This is a genomic window from Mesorhizobium sp. M7A.F.Ca.US.007.01.2.1, assembly GCF_003998165.1.
Taxonomy (GTDB): domain Bacteria; phylum Pseudomonadota; class Alphaproteobacteria; order Rhizobiales; family Rhizobiaceae; genus Mesorhizobium; species Mesorhizobium ciceri.
This window is the reverse complement of sequence record NZ_RZQP01000095.1, coordinates 1-21,945: the sequence shown is the minus strand read 5'-3', so window position 1 is coordinate 21,945 and position 21,945 is coordinate 1. Positions and strand designations below refer to the sequence as shown.

Here is a 21,945-nt window from a genome sequence, read left to right as displayed (position 1 = left end):
GGACCAGGAGTGTCGCGACCGCCGCGCCGTCCCGGCCGATCGCGCGGCTGTCGAGACCTGTCTCGATGCCAAGCCCATATTGGTCCGTCCTGATCAAGCCGGCTTCCGCCAGCGAGCTTAGCGCCGGGTTCAGCTGCAGCGCCTGCCCATGGGCCGGACCGGTGGTGTTGATGACGGCAGCGAAGCGCATCGTCTCGATCCGGGTCTGCCCGCGCCGTTGAAAGCTGACAGCCAGGCTGCCGTCCTCGTCGTTCGACGCGACAAGCCTGGCGGCAATGGTGTCGACTGTACCGGCGGCATGACGCCGGTCGAGCACCGCGGCGACCTGCGGCGCGATCCTGAAACGATGCACGTCCCAGAACACGCGCAGCTGGCGCACCAGCCTTGCCCGCTCCGGCGGCGCAAGTGCGGCCCACAGCACCGGCCCCTGGAGGCGCAGCTGATCGAAGACCGACTGCCAGTTGACATTGGCGGCGCGCGCGGCCGCCAGCGTCGCGCGAATGGTCTTGAGCAGGCCGAGCGCCGTCGTGGCCGGCGCGGATGCAAAGTCGCCAAAAGGCTCGCCCCTGATATCCGGGTGGCCGCGCGAGCGCAGGCCGCGGCGCGACAGCGCGAGGATACGGCCGCGATGGCCACGGCGGTCAAGTTCGGCGACCATGTCGGCCGAGGTCAACCCGGAGCCGACGATCAGCACCGACGCCTCCGGCCCGATCCCTGAAAGCGCGGCGGAAGAGTACGGATCGGCGACGAAACCTGGCGCTTCCGTCAGCGAGGCCAGCGCGTTGGGAATTCCGGGCCGCGGATGCGTCGCTGCCAGGACGAGGATATCGGCGACGACCGGTCCGGCAGAGGTGTGCACGGTCCAGCCCGCGCCACTGGCATCGCGTGTCACGCGTGTGGCGGAACCTTCGACATGATGGACAAGGCCGGAACCGAGATACGGCGCCAGATGCTCGGCGACGTAGCGGCCGAATACGCGACGGCGCGGAAAAGCGTCGCCGTTCTTCCAGATGGCATCCGGGTCGTGTTCGAGTTCTCCGCTGCCAGCCAACCAGCGTGCAAAATGCTGCGGATCATCGGGAGCCATGCTCATCCTGACTGCGGGGACATTGACCCGGTGCGACGGTTCCTCGCTGGAATAGGCCAGGCCGCCGCCGAGCGCTGGTCGCGGCTCGATGACGGAAATCGACAGGCGCTCCGATTGAGGTGCCCGCGCCAGATGCCAGGCCACCGCCGCGCCGGAAAAGCCGCCGCCAAGGATGGCGACGCGCAACCGGCGGGCCGGAGGGAGCGCGTTCACGAGGCGCTGGCGAGCGATTTCGGCCGGTGGTCGCCGGCGATGGTCTCGCCGAACGGACCGGTGTTGACGGACGAGCCGGCGGCTTTTACCGGATGGTCGGTCGGCAGTTTCGGCAGCACCAGTTCGCCGAAGCGATAGGCTTCTTCCAGATGCGGATAGCCGGACAGGATGAAGGTATCGATGCCGAGGCGCCGGTACTCGTCGATGCGCTCGGCGATCGTGTCGGGGTCGCCGACAAGGGCAGTACCGGCACCGCCGCGCACCAGGCCGACGCCGGCCCACAAATTGGGCGCGATCTCGAGCTTGGCACGATCGCCGCCATGCAATGCGCTCATCCGCGCCTGCCCGACCGAATCCATGCGCGCAAAGACTTTTTGGGCCGAGGCGATCGTCGTGTCGTCGAGGCGGCTGATCAGCCTGTCGGCAGCGGCCCAGGCCTCCTCGGTGGTTTCGCGGGCGATGACATGCAGCCTAATGCCGAAAGAGAGCTTGCGGCCGGCCTTCTGCGCCAGTTCACGCACGCTGTCCAGCTTGCGCTCGACATCGGCGGGCGGCTCGCCCCAGGTCAAATACTTGTCGATCTCCTGCGCCGCCACCGTCGACCCGGCATCGGACGAACCGCCGAAATACAGCGGCGGGTAAGGCGTCTGCACCGGCGGAAACAGCAGCCTTCCGTCCTCGATGTGGAAATGCTTGCCGTCATGCTCGACCGTCTCGCCGCTCAGCACCCGCTTGTATATGCGCAGGAACTCCTGCGTCACCTCATAGCGTTCGGCATGCGACAGGAAAATGCCGTCGCCCTTGTTCTCCAGCGGATCGCCGCCGGTGACGACGTTGATCAGCAGGCGGCCATTGGAGATGCGGTCCAGCGTCGCAGTCATGCGCGCGGCCAGCGTCGGCGACTGCAAACCGGGCCGCACAGCGACAAGGAAACGCAAGCGTTCGGTCATCGGCACAAGAGCCGATGCGATCACCCAGGAATCCTCGCACGAGCGGCCGGTCGGCAACAGCACGCCATAGTAGCCGAGCGTGTCGGCCGCCTTCGCCACTTGCGTCAGATAGGGCAGATCGACCGATCTGCCGCCCTCGGCCGTGCCGAGATAGCGGCTGTCGCCATGCGTCGGCAGAAACCAGAGCACCTTGATACGGTCTGGAATGTGCTTGCTCATGGCCTGTCTCCCGTCGCCTGACGGAGGCGGCCGGAGATGCCTGCTTTGGTTGACGGCGAGCGCAAAAAGGTAGGCATGGCGTGGTCCTGTCCGGGTGGAAACCAGATCGCCAGTGCAGATTGCTTATTCCACAAACTCTGTAGAGTTAGTTTATTCCAATTCCGTTGCCGCTATTAGAATTTCTCTCCCCAAGAAATCGGCGGCGAGGCCGACCCGAGTGCAGCGGGCCGGCCTTCCTGCATCAGAACGCTGGTTCGACCGCGTTGACGTTGTCCTTGGTGACGACTGTCAGCGGGATCGGCAGCCGGTCCTTGACCTCCTTGCCCTCGATGATCTCGGCCATCGTGTTGATCGCCAGGCGGCCATCCTCGACGGGCGACTGGACGATGGTCGAGTACATCTCATTGGTGCGGATCGATTCGAACGCATCCTTCTGGCCATTGATGCCGACGATCGGCGGTGCGGCCTTGGAGGGGTTCGCCTCTTTCCATGCGTCGATGAAGCCGCGGGCCATCGTGTCGTCATTGGCGTAGACACCGCTGATCTGGTCGCCGAAGCGTGTGATCAGATCGCGGCTCACCACCAGCGCCTTTTGCTGGTCGAAGTCGGCGTTGACCGTGTCGAGCACGTTGATCTCGGCATTGGTTTCCTTGAGACGGTCGGTAAATCCGCTGACGCGGCCGATCGTGGTGCCGTTGCCGGCCTGGCCGGCGATGATGACGACGGAGCCCTTGCCGCCCAGCGCCTTGCTCAGCGAGTCCGCCGCCAGCTTGCCTTCCTCATAGACATCAGGCCCGGTGAACGACTTGATGAACGGCTTGGCATCGTCGCTCATCGGCGAATTGATGAGGATCGCCGGAATGTTCGCCTGCTGCGCGCGCGCCAGCCCCGGTATGTATGCCTGCGGGTCGAGCGGCCACAGGATGATGCCATCGACCTTGCGCGCAACGCAGGTGTTGAGCTGCTCGGTGCCTTTCTGGACATCAAAATCCTGGCTGAGGCTCAGGATCTCGATGCCGAGTTCCGCAGCGCGCGCCTGAAGCGCCTTGTTGGCCGGCGTCGCGTAGGCATGCGAATCCGCTGCCGTCACGTAGCAGACCGTCTTGGCGCTGGCCCAGCCCGTCGATGCCAGCACAGCCGCCATGGCGGCGACGTGAAGCATGCTTTTCTTGCCAATCATGCGTTTCCTCCCAATCATGTGGTTCCTCCTTGAGTGATTGGATTGTCGCGAACGAGCGCCGGGCGCGTGCCCGGAGCCCTCCCCTTGGTGGTAACGGCCCGATCGAGCACGACGAGCAGGATCAGGATAAGCCCGGACACGACCTGCTGGACGTATGCGGGAACGGACTGGAACTCCATCGCGATGGTCAGCGAGCCGATCGTCAGCACGCCGCCGAGCGTGCCGAGCGCGGATCCCTTGCCGCCTTCGAGACGAGTCCCGCCGACAACGACCGCGGCAATGACGGCGACCGTCAGTTCCGAGCCGAAGACAGGCGAGCCGGTGTTGGTGACGAGGCTCTGGAGAACCCCCGCCAGGCCGGCAAGCGTGCCGGCAAAGACAAAGCCGAGAAAGACGATACGGTCCGAGGCGATACCGCTTTCCTTGGCAGCCGCCGGGTTGGACCCCACCGCAAAGACGTTGCGCCCAGGTATGGTGCGCGTCAGCCAGAAATGCAGCAGCACGATCAGGGCGATGAACAGCACGCTGCGGAGGGTGAAGACATCGAGATAGATCTTGGCCAGCGCCAGGGAGAGCATGATGTCGGTTCCGGTCACCGGCTGGCTGTTGGTGATCCAGTGCGCGAGTGAGCGGAAGATCAGCATCGTCGCGAGCGTCAGCACGAGCGAATTCACCTTCAGGCCGACGACCAGCATGCCGTTGATGGCGCCTGCCAGGGTACCGACCAGGATGCCGGCGATCGCGGCAGGCAGGATGCCGATCTCTCGCTGCAGGATGACCGATACGATGCCGGCCAGGGCAAACACGGCGCCACCGGAGAGGTCGATCTGGCCCGATATCAAAAGCACCGTCAGGCCGACCGCGATCAGGCCGATCGTCGCCGCCCGGTCGAGACCGAGGCCGAGCGTCGATGCCGAGAGGTAGCCGGGGACCAACAGCGCGGAAATGACGAGCGTCAGGCCGAGAATGATGACGACGCGATGCTGCGAGACAAGCGAAAGAAAACGCATCACGCCACGCCCCGCTTGCGCAGCGCCGCATCCATGCCGACGGCACCGACGATCAGGATGCCGAGCACGAAACCCTGGATTGGCGTGCGCACACCGTCGAGCACCATGACGTTGGTCAGCAGTTGCACGAAGATGAGGCCGGCAATGGCCCGCGGCACCGATCCGAAGCCGCCGACGATCGACACGCCGCCGACCACCACCGCCGTGATGGCGCTGAATTCGTAGCCGCCGCCGATGAGCGGCCGCGCGCTCTGCAGCGTCAGCCCGAGCAAGCCGCCGCTGATGCCGGAAGCCAGTGCGGTGATCACGAAGGCGCCAGCCTTCACGGCCCGCACCGGAACCGCACTAGCCTCGGCGGCGCTGTAATTGCCGCCGGTGGCGAGCGTCCATCTGCCCCAGAAGGAGCGGGACAGGACGAAATGGCCGACAAGGGCGATGACCAGGAAGATCAACACCACGACCGGAATGCCGAACAGCCGGCCCTTGGCGAATTCGGCTGAGGCGGGATTGCTGCCATAGACGATGACCCCGCCGACAGCCGCCTGGACGATGCCCAGTCCGATCGTGCCAACGCCGAGCGTGGCAATGATGGGATTGATGCCGACATATCCGACCAGGCCCCCGTTGAGCAGGCCTATGAGGCCCGCGAGACCCACCGCCAGCAGGAACGCCGGCAGCGGCCCGATCATCGGCTGCAGCCCGAGCGACAGGATGGCGCCGCAGGCGATGGTGGCCGGCACCGACAGGTCGGCCAGGCCGCCGACCACGAGCACGAAGGTCATGCCGACGACGACGATGCCAACGATAGACATCGAGGTCAGGACGTTGAGCAAATTGCCTGACGTGAAGAAGGCGGGGCTGACGAGGGAGCCGTAGAGCATCACGGCGACGATGGCGAAGGCGAGCCCCGCCTTCGACAGGACATCGACAAGCCTGCTGCCACGCGTAAAGCGGTCGTTGCGGTTCACGCCACCGATCTCCATGGCCGCTTCGCTCAAGCCATCTCCTCCCCGGTGGCCAGCGCCATGATGCGCTCCTCGCTCAATTCGCTGCGCAAGAGAGGCTCGGAGGCATAGCCATCGCGCATCACCACCACGCGGTCGCAGACTCCGAGGATTTCGGGCAGTTCCGACGAGATCATCACGACCGCCATGCCGCCGGCGACGAGTTGGCCGATGATGTGGTGGATCTCGGCCTTGGCGCCGACGTCGACGCCCCGCGTCGGCTCGTCGAGGATCAAGGCCGAAGGTTTGGCGGCAAGCCATTTGGCGATGACCGCCTTCTGCTGGTTGCCGCCCGACAGAAGGCTGATGCGCCGTTCGCCGTCGGGCGGTGAAATCGAAAACTGCTTGACCGAATCCCGGGCAAGCGCGCGATCGGCGCTGCGGCTGATGCGTCCGAAACGGGTCAGGCGGCGCAGGATGGGCAGGCTGATGTTTTCCCGGACCGACATTCCAGGCACGACGCCATCGCCCTTGCGATCTTCCGGAACATAGGCAATGCCTGCCCTGACCGCCTGGGATGGCGAGTTGATCGAGACCTCGCGTCCGTTGACGCTGACCGTGCCCTCGACAAGCCGCGACAGGCCGAAGATTGCGCGGGCAACCTCGGTGCGGCCAGCGCCCACCAAGCCGGTCAAGCCCAGTATCTCGCCGGCGCGCACTTCGAAGCTGACATCGCGGAAGCGCTGTCCGTCGCTGATATGCTCCACGCGCAACACGGACTTGCCGATCGCGGCCGGACTTTTCGGGAAGACATTGCTAACTTCGCGACCGACCATCAGCCTGATCATATCGGCAGCCTTTATGCCCTTGATCGGACGCGTCTCGATCATTGAGCCATCGCGCAGCACCGTCACCTCATCGGCGATTTCGAGCACCTCCTTCAGCCGATGGCTGATGTAGACGATGGCGATGCCGTCATCGCGCATCTTGCGCAGGATCCGGAACAGCGCCGCCGTCTCATGCTCGCTGAGGCTGGATGTCGGCTCGTCCAGCACGATGATCCTCGGCTGCGCCGCATAGGCCTTGGCGATCTCGACGAGCTGCTGCTGGCTGATAGAAAGGTTGCCGAGCCGTTCACGCGGATTAATGGCCGCTCCGAGCTCGTCGAGGACGGCAGCCGCCGCCCTGACCATCTCGCGCTTGCGCAGAAAGGTCCATTTGCCGGGCATGCGGCCGAGATAGACGTTCTCGGCGACGGTCAGGTGGGGGACCAGATTGATTTCCTGGTGCACCATGCGGATGCCGAGCGCCTGGGCGTCGGCGGGCCGGCGCATGCGCACCTCGGCGTCACCGACTTTGATCGTGCCGCTGGTGGGCGCGTAGGATCCGTTGAGGATCTTCATGAGCGTCGATTTGCCGGCGCCGTTCTCACCCACGACCGCATGAACGGTGCCGAATTTCACGGCAAAATTGACGTTGGACAGAGCCTTCACGCCTGGAAAGTTCTTGCTGATGCCTCGCATATCCAAGGCGCAATCGGCGGCGACGGTCATATCTGGCTAGGTTCCTCCTGGCGGCCGGCCGGTGCGCTACATCGGCCTTCGATATGTTAGTATAATAGCGCTGCAAACGCAGTTCGGGCTTCTTCGAACAAGCTTGAATGGCCTGCGCTGTTGAAGATCCAAGCCTCAGTCCCGGACTGAATTTTCCATCGTTCATCCTCACTATTGCACTAATATAACAGTTCTGGCAAGCTGGATTCCGGCGGGTCGTCATGACGTCGTGCGTCACCGACCCCCACGCTTGTATTGGATGCGTTTCCAATTGACATTCTAGTATTATCTGGCCATTTCTGGTGAACGAAGACACGGATTTGCAATGGACCTGGATCCTTCGACGCTCAATCGGGCTCTTCCGCTCCGCGATCAGATCTACCACAAGATCCGCAACCTGATCGTCGTCGGGCAGTTGAAGCCGGGAGAGGTCATCAACGAGGTCGCCATCGCGGAGGCCCTGGGGGTGTCTCGCACCCCCGTTCGCGAAGCGGTCAAGCGCATCAGCGACGAGGGCCTGGTCAAGATCCTGGCGCAGACCGGCACCTATGTTGCTCCGATCAGCCGGGCCGACCTGGAAGAAGCCTATGTCATCCGGCGGGCACTGGAGATGGAAAGCGCCCGACGCGCGGCCGCCAAGTTCACAGCGGCAGCCAGCGAATTGCTGGAAGACAACATGGCGGCGCACCGGCTTGCCATATCCCGCGGCAGATATGCCACCGCGATACAACTCGACGATGTCTTCCACCGCACCATAGCCGAGATCTGCGGCCTGCCGATGATCTGGAGAGCCGTCGACATCTCAAAGGCACAGATGGATCGCGGGCGCTATCTCGCCATCCCAAGACCGGGTTATGGCGAACAGACGATCGAGCAGCACGAGGCCATTTTCGACGCCCTGAAGCGCCACGACGCCGAGGGTGCGGCACGGGCCATGGAACATCATCTCGAGACGTCGTTCCGCAACACGCTCGAAGTCGCCGCCGACCTTCTCGGCTGAAGCCCCGCGAGCAACCAGCATGCAAAGAATGGGACTTTGTATCGGCGTGAAAGCCGAGGCGATCGCGGACTATAAGCGCGTCCACGCCGCCGTCTGGCCCGAAGTGCTCGACGTCATCAGCCGCGCCAACATCCGCAACTATTCGATCTTCCTGCGCGAACCGGAGAACCTTCTGTTCGCCTGCTGGGAGTATCACGGCAGCGACTTCGCCAGGGATGCAGCGCGGATGAGCGAGTCGCCGGCCATGCGCAAATGGTGGGAACTGTGCGACCCCATGCAGACGCCGCTGCCGACGCGCGCCGACGGCGAATGGTGGGCGGCCATGGAAGAGGTCTTCCATCTCGATTGACCAGAACGTTGTCGGGCAGTCGCTTTCTCTCCCGGATATGCCCCAACGACGTGGCGACCGGTCCGTCTTTCACGACGACCTCATGCAGTCTCCGGCCTTGACCTCTGACATTCTATTATATTAGTATTCCAAATCATTTCTTGTCTCTCGACCTCCTGTCGCGGGGAACTTTTTCAGAGTTTGGGTCATGGCGCGGTTCATCAAGCTTTCGGGGGCCGACAACATTCTTCTGGCGGTCGATCCGTTGAAGATCGGCGAAAAAGCCGGTGACGTGGCTGCCAGGGCACGCATACCGCGCGGGCACAAAATGGCCTTGCGCGACATCGGCTCGGACGAGCCGATCGTGAAATACGGCCAGACCATCGGTTTTGCGCGGGAACCAATCGTCGCCGGCGACTGGGTTCACGAGCACAATGTGTATCTGCGAAATTTCGAACGCGACTACGTCTTCGGCACGAATACCAGGCAAACCGAGATCGTTGCCGAGGCCGAGCGCGCTACTTTCATGGGTTACCGCCGGCCGAGCGGCAAGGTGGGCACGCGCAACTTCATTGCCGTCCTGACCTCGGTGAACTGCTCTGCCAGCGTCGCCCGGTTCATCACCGACGAGGTCAACCGGTCTGGCATCCTGCGCGACTATCCCAATGTCGACGGTATCATCGCACTCGTCCACGGCACTGGCTGCGGCATCGACACCAAGGGTCCCGCTTACGACCTGTTGAAAAGGACGCAATGGGGCTTTGCCACGAACCCCAATGTCGGCGGCGTGCTGATGGTCGGACTCGGCTGCGAAGCGTTCCAGATCCCACGCTGGATGCAGTCGTACAACATCGAGGAGAGCACGATTTTCCGCACGATGACCATCCAGGAAACCGGCGGTACGCGAAAGACGGTCGAGGCTGGCGTGAAGGCGATCGTCGACATGCTGCCTACGGTGAACGCCGCCGAAAGGACGCCGCAACCAGCCTCCGAACTGGTGCTTGCGCTGCAATGCGGCGGATCGGACGGTTACTCCGGCATCAGCGCCAATCCGGCACTAGGTGCTGCGGTGGACCTGCTTGTCGGGCAAGGCGGTACGGCGGTGCTCTCGGAGACGCCCGAGATCTATGGCGCCGAACATCTCCTCGCCTTGCGCGCCGAGAGCCGCGCGGTGGGCGAAAAGCTGATCGAACGCATCCGCTGGTGGGAGGATTATACCGCCAGGCACGACATGGAGATGAACAACAACCCTTCGCCCGGCAACAAGCTGGGTGGGTTGACGACCATCCTGGAGAAATCGCTCGGCGCTTCCGCCAAGGGCGGCACCACCAATCTGCGCGCGGTGCTGGAATATGCCGAGCCGATCAACGAGCGCGGCCTCATCTTCATGGATACGCCCGGCTACGACCCGGTCTCGGCCACCGGGCAGGTCGCCGGCGGCGCCAACATATTGTGCTTCACCACCGGCCGCGGTTCGGCCTTCGGCTGCAAGCCGACGCCCTCGATCAAGCTTGCCTCCAACAGCTTCATCTTCGAGCAGATGCGCGAGGACATGGATATCAATTGCGGAGACATACTGGACGGCGTCTCGCTGGCCGAGAAGGGCGAGGAGATCTTTGCCGAGATCCTGCGCGTCGCTTCCGGCGGGCGCACCAGGTCGGAAGCGCTCGGCTATGGCGACAACGAGTTCGTGCCATGGAGCCTTGGCGCGACCATGTAGCGATCGCCGGCCTGCACAGGCCGGCCTTTATCCCGGAAGTAGCTCAAACGGAAAGAACCGCTCGACATGAACAGGATCGATCTTGACGGCCAGCACGCTGTGGTCACCGGTGGCGCCCAAGGCCTCGGCTTCGCGATGGCCAGGCGTTTCGTCGCTTCCGGCGCGACGGTCAGCTTGTGGGATCTCGATGAGGCCCGCCTCGAAACCGCCAAGAAGGAACTCGGCAACGCTGCCACGACAGAGATCGTGGACGTCGCCGATTGGACGTCGGTGGACGCGGCGCGCGCCAGGACCGAAGATCTGGCCGGCAAGATTTCCATTCTGGTCAATTCCGCCGGAATTGCCGGCCCTGCCGCCCCGCTCGACGTCTACGACATCGAGACGTGGAAGAAGGTCATCGACGTCAACGTAAACGGTACGTTCTACGTCAATCGCGCCGTGGTTCCCGGAATGAAGGAGCGCAATTACGGACGGATCGTCAACATCGCTTCGGTCGCCGGCAAGGAGGGCAACCCCAACGCCTCCGCCTATTCAGCCTCGAAGGCGGCGGTCATCGGCTTGACCAAGTCGCTCGGCAAGGAACTGGCGCAGTACGACATCGCCGTGAACTGCATCTCGCCGGCCACGGCACAGACGCGCATCCTCGAACAGCTGACGCCGGAGCACATCGAATATATGCGCTCGCGCATTCCGCGCGGCCGCCTGCTGGAGGTCGACGAAGCCGCGGCGATGGTCGCCTGGCTCGTCTCCAAGGAGAACAGTTTCACGACCGCCTCCACGTTCGACCTGTCGGGTGGGCGGACGACCTATTGAAGGGCAGTTGCCGTTCAGCCAGGCAACCGACCGAGGTCAGCCGCAAAGCGCGCCACCATCGCCACGCCGGTCTCGTTGGGCCGCATCGCCGGAGCCCGGTCGTGTATCGGGATGCCTGCGCGGGCGCCGAACAGCCGCTTGCCGTAGCAGATCAGGTTCTCGATGCCCTGCATGACGAAGACCGCTGCCGGCAGCATTCTTGCATACTCGGCCTCGGCCGTCGCTTCGTCACCGATCCGAAACGCATTGTAGGCGCGCACGGCGAGGTCGATGCCATCAGGCGCCAGGATCATGCCGCGGCAACCGATGCGGAAATTGTCGATCAGTTCCAGGCCGCCGCGTCCGTTGAAAACGGGTATCCGGCCTTCGGTGCGTTCGATCAATCCGGCAATGTCGGTGACCGAGCCTTCGCCCTTGATCAGCCTTATGTTGGGATGCAGCGTGACGAGTTCGCGGATCTCGTCCGATGACAGGCCGCGCCCGAAAAACGCCGGCGCGTTCTGGATCGCCACCGGCAGGTCGGTTGCCTCGGCGACGCGGCCGAAGAACCTGGTGTATTCCAGCGCACCATAGGATCCGACCGGCGGCGGCTGCAGGATCACCCAATCCGCTCCCACGCTTTCAGCATGGCGAAGCTGTGCCACCTGCTCAGCCACCGAAGCGCCGAAGATGGTGAAGGCAAGCGGCACTTTTCCAGCCGTATCTTCCGCCGTCCAGTCCATGATCGTCCGGCGCTCGGCCTCGGTCAGCTTGGCGACTTCCGTCGCCAGGCCGAGCGCCGCCATGCCGTGCACGCCCGTCGCCAGGCAGATCTCGACCTGCCGACGCATCGCCGCGCGGTCCAGTTGTTCGTTCGCGTCAAAGAGCGCGTAGAGAATGGCGTGAATGCCGTGGAAATCGTCAGGCCGGAAATTGGGCATGCTGGTCGGCCTCAATGGCTTTCGCGTGGAATGGCGTGGCCACGGCATCCGACGAGAAAGTCGAGATCGGCGCCGCGGTCCGCCTGCAGGACACGGTCGACATAGAGGCCCTGATAGCCGCCGCGCATCGCCGGGACGGGCGGTAGCCAGGATTCACGACGCCGCGCCAGCTCCTGTGCCGACACGTCGAGATGCAGCTTCCTTGCTTCGACGTCGAGCTCGATGAAGTCGCCGCTCCTGACCAGCGCCAGCGGGCCGCCGATGGCGGCTTCGGGTGCGGCATGCAGCACGACGGTGCCGAAGGCGGTGCCGGACATGCGGGCATCGGAGATGCGGATCATGTCGCGGACACCCTGCTTCAGCAGCTTCCGGGGCAGCGCCATGTTGCCGACCTCGGCCATCCCCGGATAGCCCTTGGGGCCGCAATTCTTCAGCACCATGATCGACGCTTCGTCGACGTCGAGCGCGGGATCGTCGACGCGCGCCTTGTAGTCGTCGATGTCCTCGAAGACGACGGCGCGGCCGCGATGCTTCATCAGGGCCGGTGACGCGGCTGACGGCTTGATGATGGCGCCGTCGGGCGCCAGATTGCCACGCAGCACCGCGATACCGCCACTGGGAGTAAGCGCCTTGTCGCGCGGGCGGATCACCTCGGGATTGTAGTTTTCAGCGTCACGGATGTTGTCGCGCACGGTCTTGCCGGTGACGGTCAGCACGTCGAGATCGAGCAGATCGCCAATCTCCTTCATGACCGCCGGAATGCCGCCTGCGTAGCAGAAGTCCTCCATCAGGAAGCGGCCTGACGGCATCAGGTCGAGGATGGTCGGTACATCGCGGCCATACCGATCCCAATCGTCCAGTGTCAGTTCGGTGCCGACGCGGCCGGCAATCGCCAGCAGATGCACGACCGCATTGGTCGAGCCGCCGATGGCACCATTGACACGGATGGCGTTGGCGAAAGCTTCTTTCTTGAGGATGGCGGACGGGCGGAGATTCTCATTGACCATCTCGACGATGCGCCGCCCCGTCATGCGGGCGATGCGACTGCGGCGCGCGTCGACCGCCGGATAGGCAGCGTTGCCCGGCAGCGCCAGGCCGAGCGCTTCGACCATCGAGGCCATGGTCGAGGCCGTGCCCATGGTCATGCAATGACCCGGCGAGCGTGACATGGCACTCTCGGCATTAGCGAAATCCTGCTCGCTCATCACGCCGGCGCGGACATCCTCGGAGAATTTCCAGACATCGGTGCCGGAACCTATCTCGCGGCCCTGGAAACGGCCATTGAGCATCGGCCCGCCGGAAATGACGATCGACGGCAGGTCGCAGGAGGCCGCGCCCATGACCAGCGACGGGGTGGTCTTGTCGCAGCCTGCCATCAGCACGACACCATCCATCGGATTGCCGCGGATCGCTTCCTCGACATCCATCGAGGCGAGATTGCGGAACAGCATCGCCGTCGGGCGCAGATTGGATTCGCCGCAGGAGAAGACCGGGAATTCCAGCGGCAGGCCGCCGGCTTCCAGCACGCCCGCCTTGATGTGCTCGATCAGGCCACGGAAATGCACGTGGCAAGGCGTGAATTCGGAGAAGGTGTTGCAGATGCCGATCACCGGGCGGCCGTCGAAGGCATCGTCGGGCAGGCCGTTGTTCTTCATCCAGCTGCGGTGAATGAAGGCGTCCTTGCCCTGCCCGCCGAACCAGTGCTGCGATCGTCTCTTGGTCATGATTTCCCGGAATTCAGGCTGGATGCTGGAGCTGGCTCAGCCCACCATCTACGACGAGCGTGGCCGCATTCATGAACGGGCACTCGTCGGAAATCATGAACACCGCAGCCAGCGCAATCTCGCGCGCCGTGGCGATGCGGCCGCCAGGATGTAGCGCCATGGTGTTGGCGCGTGCTGTGGCCGGATCGGCAAAGCTGTTCCAGTAGTCGATCGCCTTCTGGGTTTCGACATAGCCGGGCGCCAGCGCGTTCACGCGCACGCCTTGCACCGCATATTCGAGCGCCAGCGATTTGGTCAGGCCGAGCAGCGCGTGCTTGGCGACCGGATAGGGAAAGGTGTGTGGGATGATGGTGAAGCTGTGTGTCGAGGCGATGTTGAGGATGGCGCCGCCGCCGCTCGCGATCATACCCGGCAACACCGCCTTGCTGCAATTCCAGGCGCCCTTGACGTTGACGTCGAAGTTGCGGTTCCATTCCTCCTCGGTCGCCTCGAGCGGCGTCGAGAACACATTGACCCCGGCATTGTTGATCAGCGCGTTGATGGGGCCGATCTCGGCGGCCGCTTGGCTGACGACAGCGGCAATCGCGGCACCGTCGCTGATGTCGGCTGCCGCATGCCCGACATGGCCGCGCGGCACGGCGAGGCCCGCGACGGTCTTGTCCAGCAGTGCGCCGTCGCGGTCGACCAGGAACAGTCTTGCGCCTTCGGCAAGGCAGGCCTCGGCGATCGCCAGCCCGATGCCTTGCGCGGCGCCGGTCAGGAAGATGCGTTTGCCGGAAAGGCGCTCAGCCATGGTTGTCGCTCCAGTCGAAGACGGTCATTGCGAATCTTGCTCTGAGAACCTCGCCGGGGGAAAGTACCTTGATCCCCATTGGGTCGGCATCGAAATGCTTCAACGCATTTGGGGTATGGCTCATCGGCTCCAGGCAGAAGAAGCTTCGGTCCGTGTCCGGCGCAAAGAGCATGTAGCGGTCGAGCTCCGCGTCCGCCTCGATGTCGATCCCCAGACAATGCTCCGGCCAGATGATGCGCGCGATGCCGCTCCACCCTTCGAAGCCATTGTTCAGCCAACGGTCGGGCAAATGGCGCGGCGTTGAGAAATCGACATCGTCGGCAATGGCGCTCCTGGACGCTGGAAGGTGCCCGTCGCGCTCTGTCCACCAGGTTTCGGCCGGCGCAAACAAGGTCGTCCGCGGCGTGCGCGGAAAGAATGGATGGAAACCGAGGCCGAATGGCAGTGGAATGACGCCGGTATTTTCGACGGCAAGCCGGAGTTCCAGCCGCGCGCCGGCGAGCCGGAACGACTGTCGCGCATGGTAGACATAGGGCGAGTCGACGCGGCGCGGCTGATCGAAGGCCAAATCGAGGCGGTCGACGCGATGCTCCTCGACCTTCCAGTTCGCCTGCCAGCCGTCACCGTGAATATAGAAAGGATCAGTCGTGTTGGGCGCCAGCGTGAAGTTTTGACCGCCGCAGGAAAACGCATTGCCCTCGACGCGATTGCCGATCGGCACCATCGGAAAGCAAGCGCAGTGCACAACGTCGAACTCGGCCTCGCCTTGGTAGGGACGCAGGAATGGCACCCCGTCGGCCGTATGGCCGTTGACGATTGCGCTGCCAGAGGGGCTGATCTCGACGCACAGCCGATTGCTTTCCAGTAGTATTCCAGCCGACATGCCCTGCCCCGACTCAACGCCGGCCCAAAGCCGACGAGCGCAGATTGTCGAGCAGCACGGCCAGGAGCAAAATAACGCCGCGCACGATGTACTGGTAAAAGGCCGGGATGTTGAGCAGGTTCATGGCGTTCTCGGCGATGCCCATGATCAGCACGCCGACGATGACGCCCGACATGGTGGCGCGGCCGCCGGCAAGCGAGACGCCGCCGAGCACGCAGGCCGAGATGACCGAGAGTTCCAGTCCGACCGCCGCGTTGGGCTGGCCCGAGGTGATGCGCGACGCCAGCAGGATGCCGGCGATGCCGCAGACGACGCCTTGCAGCGCAAAAATCCAGATGCGCGTCCGGTCGACATTGACGCCGGCAAGGCGCGAAGCTTCTGGATTGCCGCCGATGGCCAATGTGTTCTTGCCGAAGACGGTGCGGTTGAGGACGAAGCCGAAGATGCAAAACAGGATGGCGAGCACCCAGACCGGCGTCGGAATGCCGAGCAGTTTGGACAGCGCGAGCTGGTAGAAATCCGGGCTGTTGATGCCGACGGCGCGGCCGTCGGACGCAATCAGCGCAAACCCGCGCACGATCTGCATGGTGGCCAGCGTCGTGATCAGCGCGTTGATGCGGAATTTGGCGATGACGACGCCATTGATGAAGCCGACGAAGGCGCCGCTGGCAATTGCCGCCAAGAGGCCAAGCAGGATCGAGCCGGTGTAATTCGACGCCATCACAGCGACCATGCCGGCAAAGGCGACGATGGAGCCGACCGACAGGTCGAAGTCGCGTGCGGCAAGGCAGAACATCATGGTGCAGGCGACGATACCGACGGTGACCACCGACTGCAGCAGGCCGAGCATATTGCGGTCGGTGAGGAAATTCGGCACCAGAGCCGACACCAGCGCGAAGGCGACGACAAAGATGACGACGAGGCCCTGTTCGCCGAGCAGGATTTTTTTCAACTGGTCGGTCATGCCAAAAGTCCTCAAGATGCGATCGCGTCGGGGGTTTTCTGATCGGGGAGAGCGGCGGCCAGGATCGCCCTTTCGGCGAACTGGTCGCGGGTGAGCTCGGCGCTGACGCGGCCGCCGCACATCACCAGAATGCGATCGCAGATGCCCATCACCTCCGGCAGTTCGGACGAGACGACAACGATCGCCATGCCGTCCTGCGCAAGCTGGTAGAGCAGTTCATAGATTTCCGATTTGGCACCGACGTCGATGCCGCGCGTCGGCTCGTCGACAATGAGCACCCGCACCCCTTGTTCGGACAGCCAGCGGCCAAGAATGACCTTCTGCTGGTTGCCGCCGGAGAGGTTGATGATGTCCTGCTTGCGCGACGGCGTGCGCACCTTGAGCTTCTTGATGAAGGTTTCGGCGGTGGCGATCTCGCTGGCGCGGTTCAACACGCCGAAGCGCGTGTGATGGCGCCGCGACGAGATGTTGATGTTCTCCTCGACCGAGCGGCCCTGGATGATGCCGTCATGCTTGCGATCCTCCGAACACAGCACGATGCCGGCCCGGATCGTACCACGCGGATCGGTGGCAGGGACCAGCTTGCCATCGACGGTGATGGTGCCGCCCGAGCGCGGATCGGCGCCATAGACCAGACGCATCAGTTCCGAGCGCCCGGCGCCGATCAGGCCGAAGAAGCCGACGATCTCGCCTGCCCTCGCCTCGAAACTGGCCGGCGTCTTCAGTTTGGGGCCGCTGAGAGCGTCGACCTTCAGGCGGACATCGCCCGTTTTTCGTGCGCGAAAACCCCAGATATCCGAAATCTCGCGGCCGACCATTTCGGCGACGACCTGGTCGCGGGTGACGCCTTTCAGCGACGCATGGTGCGCCGCCAGCTTGCCGTCGCGCAGCACGGTCAGGCTGTCGCAGAGCCGGAACACTTCGTCGAGCCTGTGCGAGACGTAGATGATGACCTTGCCCTCGCCGCGCAGGCGGTCGATCAGGGCAAACAGGATTTCGCTTTCGCGCGAGGACAGCGACGAGGTCGGTTCGTCCAGCGCGATAACGCGTGCGTCGAGCATGATCGCCTTGGCGATCTCGACCATCTGGCGTTCGCCGATGGACAGCGTCTTGACCTTGCGGCGCATGTCGATGTCGATGCCGGCCGATTTCAGCTTGGCGCCGACGTCGTCCAGCATCCGGCGGCCGGCGATGATGCCGGCGTTGGCAGGGAAACGACCGAGGCTGAGATTTTCGGCAACGGTGAGTTCAGGAACCAGCTGCAGTTCCTGATGAATGACGATGACGCCATTGTCGAAGGCATCCCGGGTCGACGTATAGGCCTGAACCCTGCCGTCGATGCGGATCTCGCCCTGATCGGCATGCTGGTCGCCGGACAGTATCTTGATCAGGGTGGATTTGCCGGCGCCGTTCTCGCCCATCAGGCCGTGCACGGCGCCTTTGTCGACGCCGAACGAGACGTCCGACAGCGCCTTGACGCCCGGATAGGTCTTGGTGATGTGCGAGAAGTCGAGAAAGGACACGGGCAGCGATCCTCTTGTGGAATGGCAAACAGGCGGCGGGATGAGCCGCCGCCTGTTTGTACAGGGAGGATTATTCGATGCCGAGGCCCTGGCGGACCTTCTGGTAGTCGTCGCGCTTGGCGAGTGCACCGGAAGTCAGGATCAGCTTCTCCGGCTCCTTGTTGCTGGCAACCCAGTCATACATGTTGAGCGCCGTTTCGTAGCCATGACGCTTCGGCGAGATGATCACGGTGCCGACGAAGCCGGTGGCCGTCGGCTTCTTGAACTCGTTGATCGCCGAATCCGCGCCGCCAATGCCAACGCCGATCACGCTATCAGCGGGGATGCCGACGCTTTCGGAGGCACGCACCGCACCCAGCACCGCTTCGTCGTTGAGGCCGAAAGAAACCCACTTCTTGATCTCGGCATGGGCGTTGAGCACGACGGTCGCCGCATTGAGGGCAGCTTCCGTATCGGTCTTGGCCTGAGGGGCGTCAAAAATGTTCTCGGCCTTGAAGCCGTTTGCCTTGAGCACCGAGATGGCGCCTTCGACGCGGTCGACCGCGGTCGGCAGTTGGTCGTAAGAGACGCGGATGGCGCCGACCTCGTCGGCCTTCCAGCCGCGCGCCTTCATCTCGTCGACGATCGCCTGGCCAACCGCCTCGCCGATCTTGGTTGCCGAGATGCCCATATGCGGCACGTCTTCCAGCGCCTTGCCGTCGGCGCCGACCAGGCGGTCATCGACAGTCATCAGCTTGAGATTGTTGGCGGCGGCCTTGGCGACGATGCCGGGGCCGAGCTTCACGTCGGGCGTGCAGACGATGAAACCCTGCGCGCCCTGCGCGCCGAGATTGTCGATGGCCGACATCAGCTTCTCACCGTCTTCGGCGCCGATCTTGACCAGGGTAAAGCCCTTTTCCTTGGCGGCCTGGTCAGCGAACTTCCATTCGTCCTGGAACCACGGCTCCTCGGGCTGTTTGACGATGAAGCCGATCTTGGTGTCCTGAGCATATGCAGCGATGGTCGTGACGGACAGCACGGCAAGCGCGCCCGCGACGAGCGCGGTCTTCAAAAGTCGCATGATTACCTCCCAGCGATAGACCGGGCGCTCAGCCCGGATGCCGGAGTCTCTAATCGCTTTTATCATACTCGTCAATTGATCTGGTATGATAATTAATGTACATGCTCTGACCAGCGATCGCTGGCGCAATTGATCCGCATCCGTTAAGGCCGGACCGGTTGTGCGAAACCAGCGGTTCGCCGCCTTGGAGGAGGGCTGAGGTGATCGGGACTTTGAAGAAACCGCAAGGCGACACAGCCACTCGCCGCCCGCGCGTCATGCCCGACGTGACCAAGGCGATTGCCTCGGACATCTTTTCCGGGCGCTATCCGGCCGGCTCCTCACTGCCGACCGAAAACGAGCTCGGCGTCGAATACAGCGTCAGCCGCACCGTCATCCGTGAGGCCCTGAAAGTGTTGGCGGCAAAAGGGCTGGTGCTGTCGCGGCCACGCGTCGGCACGATCGTCTGCAACGAGGACGACTGGAACATCATCGACCCGCAGGTGCTGGCCTGGCACGCGCCGCATGCACTGGACGACAAGCTCTTCGACGCCATTCTTGAGACTCGCCGGGCCATCGAGCCGCTGGTTGCCGAACTCGCCGCCACGCGCGCGACGCTGCAGGAGATCGCCGATCTCGAAGCCACCTGGCGCGGCATGGCCGGCGCCGGCGAGGATCTCGCCGCCTTCTCGCGCAGTGACATCGCTTTCCACCAGATCGTCTATGCCGCGAGCCACAACCCGATCTTTCGCCAGATCGGCAATCTCATCGACACCGGGCTGAAATTCTCGCTGGAGGCGACGGCGGTGATTTCGCTCGACCGGCGCATGGAGGCCGTGGCGGCGCACCGCGAGGTGGTCGAGGCGCTGCGTATGCGCAATGCCGATGCCGCGCGTGGGGCGGCAAACAAGATCCTCGACCTCGCGGCGCGCGACCTCGTCAGCGCCAAGAAACTCAAGAGCAACTGAGACTGCGCATGAAAATCATCTCGCTCACCACCTACATCGTTCCGCCGCGCTGGCTGTTCCTGAAGATCGAAACCGATGCCGGCGTCACCGGCTGGGGCGAGCCGGTCGTTGAAGGCCGGGCGCTGACCGTCGAGGCGGCGGTCAAGGAGCTTGGCGATTATCTCATCGGCAAGGATCCCCGGCTGATCGAGGATCACTGGACGGTGATGCACCGCGGCGGTTTCTACCGCGGCGGCCCGATCCTGATGAGCGCCATTGCCGGGATCGACCAGGCACTGTGGGACATCAAGGGCAAGGCGCTCGGCGTGCCCGTGCACGAACTGCTCGGCGGCAAGCTGCGCGACTCGATCAAGGTCTATTCCTGGATCGGCGGCGACCGCCCGGCGGAGGTCGCGGCCGGCGCCAGGGAAATGGTTGCGCGCGGTTTCCTGGCGCTCAAGATGAACGGTACCGAAGAACTGCAGATCGTCGACAGCCATGACAAGATCGACGCCGCTGTCGAACGCGTCGCCATGGTGCGCGAGGCCGTCGGGCCCAACATCGGCATCGCTGTCGATTTCCACGGCCGCGTGCACCGGCCGATGGCGCGCGCCCTGGTCAAGGAGCTGGAATCTTACAGGCTGATGTTCATCGAGGAGCCGGTGCTCAGCGAAAACCGCGAGGCGCTGAAGGAGATCGCCGCGCTTGGCTCGACGCCGATCGCGCTCGGCGAGCGGCTCTATAGCCGCTGGGACTTCAAGTCGGTGTTCGAGGAAGGCGTCGTCGACATCATCCAGCCCGACCTGTCGCATGCCGGCGGCATCACAGAATGCCGCAAGATCGCGGCGATGGCGGAAGCCTATGATGTCGCGGTCGCGCCGCATTGCCCGCTCGGGCCGATCGCGCTTGCCGCGTGCCTGCAGCTCGACGCGGTCAGCTACAACTGCTTCATCCAGGAGCAGAGCCTCGGCATCCACTACAACGCCGCCAACGACCTGCTCGACTATGCCGCCAACAAGGATGTCTTCCGCTACGAGGATGGTTATGTCGCCATTCCCGACGGCCCGGGCCTGGGTGTCGAGATCGACGAGGATTATGTCAAGGAACGCGCCAGGGAAGGCCACCGCTGGCGCAACCCGATCTGGCGCCCACAAGGACGGTTCCTTCGCCGAGTGGTGATCGGGCTGGCTTTCAGACTCCAAGCACTCCAGGAATAGTGAAGACTTTGTCCGGCGAGCAGTTGCTCTCGAGAAATGGCTCGTTCGTTCCGTTTGATCGAGGGGCTTTCAGCGGCATTGCCTGAATTGACCATCAAACGCAGATGACCGCAGTGCGGCACATTCATCGGCTGCGAATTGCAGAGGGACTGTTTGGTGGAGCCAATCGGGATCGAACCGACGACCTCTTGAATGCCATTCAAGCGCTCTCCCAACTGAGCTATGGCCCCACTTCCGGCAGTCAACCGGCGCCGTTTCCGGCGAAGAGATCCGGCGCGGGTTGGAGACCGCGCCGTTAGTGCAGGCGGCTTCTAACCCCGCCCTTCTCAGATATCAAGCCTTCGAGAGCCGCTTTTTCTTCACAGGCCACGAAAGCCCGCAAACGCGCGCTTTCAAGGCCGATCAGACCTCGTCGTCGTCGTCGCCGACGCCGATCATGTCGGCAACGTCGTCATCTTCTTCCTCTTCGTCGGCGAGGAAGGTGTCATCTTCGTCGTCGCCGAGATCAACGTCGTCCTCGTCGTCGCCAAGATCCGGCAGGTCGTCGCCCTTGACGTCCTCATCAGCCTCTTCGAGCGAGACGACCTCAACGCCTTCTTCTTCCTCGGCGTCCACTTCCTTCTCGGCCACTTCCTCTTCCTCCTCGAGAGCGGCAATCTTGCCTTCCTCGAAATAGGAACGCGGATAGGTCTTGCCGGTGTAGGGCGAGACGATCGGGTCCTTGTTCAGGTCGTAGAATTTTCGGCCCGTCTCCGGGTCGATACGTTTTGTGCCAAGTTCGGTTTTTGCCACGGCAAGCCTCGTCAATAAAAGAGTGGTCCCCTTAACCACAGTTTGCAGCGCTGTCAAAGCGAAAAGCCGGCGTCACAAAACCATGCATTGAAAGGCCTCGCGTGAAGTGACGACCATGGGGATGAC

At 63.5% G+C, this 21,945-nt stretch carries 19 protein-coding genes, 1 tRNA gene and 1 pseudogene; 6 read left to right on the top strand and 15 right to left on the bottom strand.

What is annotated here, in order from left to right; all coding sequences use genetic code 11:
- The 6 genes from EN949_RS18280 to EN949_RS18255 form a co-directional block, all read right to left on the bottom strand.
- Positions 1-1,300: FAD/NAD(P)-binding protein (locus EN949_RS18280; protein ID WP_127371746.1), on the bottom strand; the 1,300-nt coding region annotated here is incomplete at its 3' end.
- Positions 1,297-2,469 carry an FMNH2-dependent alkanesulfonate monooxygenase gene (gene ssuD, locus EN949_RS18275; protein WP_063169856.1) on the bottom strand — a complete coding sequence of 391 codons (1,173 nt, stop codon included), beginning with the start codon at positions 2,467-2,469 and terminating at the stop codon, positions 1,297-1,299. The genes EN949_RS18280 and ssuD, both read right to left, overlap by 4 nt.
- Positions 2,470-2,710: 241 nt before the next feature.
- Positions 2,711-3,649, bottom strand: coding sequence for a sugar ABC transporter substrate-binding protein (locus tag EN949_RS18270; protein WP_013528163.1), 939 nt, complete (start codon positions 3,647-3,649; stop codon positions 2,711-2,713).
- A gap of 14 nt (positions 3,650-3,663) precedes the next feature.
- Positions 3,664-4,659: an ABC transporter permease gene (locus tag EN949_RS18265; RefSeq protein WP_063169855.1), complete on the bottom strand. Its 996-nt coding sequence runs from the start codon at positions 4,657-4,659 to the stop codon at positions 3,664-3,666.
- A complete protein-coding gene (locus EN949_RS18260; RefSeq protein WP_244506882.1) occupies positions 4,659-5,657 on the bottom strand; it encodes an ABC transporter permease in 999 nt (332 codons plus the stop codon). Before EN949_RS18260 ends, EN949_RS18265 begins: the two co-directional genes overlap by 1 nt.
- Positions 5,654-7,156 carry a sugar ABC transporter ATP-binding protein gene (locus tag EN949_RS18255; RefSeq protein WP_063169854.1) on the bottom strand — a complete coding sequence of 501 codons (1,503 nt, stop codon included), beginning with the start codon at positions 7,154-7,156 and terminating at the stop codon, positions 5,654-5,656. The genes EN949_RS18260 and EN949_RS18255 overlap by 4 nt, the downstream gene beginning before the upstream one ends.
- A gap of 325 nt (positions 7,157-7,481) precedes the next feature.
- Between EN949_RS18255 and EN949_RS18250 the strand changes: the two genes are divergently transcribed.
- The 4 genes from EN949_RS18250 to EN949_RS18235 all read left to right on the top strand — a co-directional run bounded on the left by EN949_RS18250 (position 7,482) and on the right by EN949_RS18235 (position 11,017).
- A complete protein-coding gene (locus EN949_RS18250) occupies positions 7,482-8,156 on the top strand; it encodes a GntR family transcriptional regulator (protein WP_013528167.1) in 675 nt (224 codons plus the stop codon).
- Positions 8,157-8,175: 19 nt separating this feature from the next.
- Positions 8,176-8,505, top strand: coding sequence for an L-rhamnose mutarotase (locus tag EN949_RS18245; RefSeq protein WP_127365912.1), 330 nt, complete (start codon positions 8,176-8,178; stop codon positions 8,503-8,505).
- A gap of 187 nt (positions 8,506-8,692) precedes the next feature.
- On the top strand, positions 8,693-10,204 hold the full coding sequence (locus tag EN949_RS18240; protein ID WP_127365913.1) for an altronate dehydratase family protein: 1,512 nt from the start codon (positions 8,693-8,695) through the stop codon (positions 10,202-10,204).
- 66 nt (positions 10,205-10,270) lie between these two features.
- Entirely contained in the window at positions 10,271-11,017 is a 747-nt protein-coding gene (locus tag EN949_RS18235) for an SDR family NAD(P)-dependent oxidoreductase (RefSeq protein WP_013528170.1), read from the top strand.
- Positions 11,018-11,031: 14 nt separating this feature from the next.
- Here the strand turns inward: EN949_RS18235 and EN949_RS18230 are convergent, their stop codons facing one another.
- The 7 genes from EN949_RS18230 to EN949_RS18200 all read right to left on the bottom strand — a co-directional run bounded on the left by EN949_RS18230 (position 11,032) and on the right by EN949_RS18200 (position 18,884).
- Complete coding sequence (locus tag EN949_RS18230; protein ID WP_127365914.1) at positions 11,032-11,937, bottom strand: dihydrodipicolinate synthase family protein; 906 nt, start codon at positions 11,935-11,937, stop codon at positions 11,032-11,034.
- Between the two features lie 11 nt (positions 11,938-11,948).
- On the bottom strand, positions 11,949-13,661 hold the full coding sequence (locus EN949_RS18225) for an IlvD/Edd family dehydratase (RefSeq protein ID WP_127371745.1): 1,713 nt from the start codon (positions 13,659-13,661) through the stop codon (positions 11,949-11,951).
- Positions 13,662-13,674: 13 nt separating this feature from the next.
- Positions 13,675-14,454 carry an SDR family oxidoreductase gene (locus EN949_RS18220; protein ID WP_127367573.1) on the bottom strand — a complete coding sequence of 260 codons (780 nt, stop codon included), beginning with the start codon at positions 14,452-14,454 and terminating at the stop codon, positions 13,675-13,677.
- Positions 14,447-15,337, bottom strand: a complete 891-nt coding sequence (locus EN949_RS18215; protein ID WP_013528174.1) for an aldose 1-epimerase — start codon at positions 15,335-15,337, stop codon at positions 14,447-14,449. The genes EN949_RS18220 and EN949_RS18215 overlap by 8 nt, the downstream gene beginning before the upstream one ends.
- Before the next feature lie 13 nt (positions 15,338-15,350).
- Positions 15,351-16,301 (bottom strand): L-arabinose ABC transporter permease AraH, encoded by a 951-nt coding sequence (gene araH / locus EN949_RS18210; RefSeq protein ID WP_013528175.1) that lies wholly within the window; start codon positions 16,299-16,301, stop codon positions 15,351-15,353.
- Positions 16,302-16,312: 11 nt separating this feature from the next.
- A complete protein-coding gene (gene araG, locus EN949_RS18205; protein WP_027164219.1) occupies positions 16,313-17,824 on the bottom strand; it encodes an L-arabinose ABC transporter ATP-binding protein AraG in 1,512 nt (503 codons plus the stop codon).
- A gap of 70 nt (positions 17,825-17,894) precedes the next feature.
- Positions 17,895-18,884, bottom strand: coding sequence for an arabinose ABC transporter substrate-binding protein (locus EN949_RS18200; RefSeq protein WP_024501894.1), 990 nt, complete (start codon positions 18,882-18,884; stop codon positions 17,895-17,897).
- A 257-nt stretch (positions 18,885-19,141) separates the two neighbouring features.
- Here EN949_RS18200 and EN949_RS18195 point away from each other — a divergent pair, with 257 nt between their 5' ends.
- A complete protein-coding gene (locus tag EN949_RS18195) occupies positions 19,142-19,831 on the top strand; it encodes a FadR/GntR family transcriptional regulator (RefSeq protein WP_050596413.1) in 690 nt (229 codons plus the stop codon).
- Between the two features lie 8 nt (positions 19,832-19,839).
- A pseudogene (gene dgoD, locus EN949_RS18190) lies at positions 19,840-20,989 on the top strand (galactonate dehydratase).
- A 192-nt stretch (positions 20,990-21,181) separates the two neighbouring features.
- Here the strand turns inward: dgoD and EN949_RS18185 are convergent.
- Together EN949_RS18185 and EN949_RS18180 are read right to left on the bottom strand one after the other, a co-directional pair.
- A tRNA-Ala gene (locus EN949_RS18185) sits at positions 21,182-21,257 on the bottom strand.
- A gap of 172 nt (positions 21,258-21,429) precedes the next feature.
- Positions 21,430-21,819: a TIGR02300 family protein gene (locus EN949_RS18180; RefSeq protein WP_013528180.1), complete on the bottom strand. Its 390-nt coding sequence runs from the start codon at positions 21,817-21,819 to the stop codon at positions 21,430-21,432.
- Positions 21,820-21,945 lie beyond the last annotated feature (126 nt).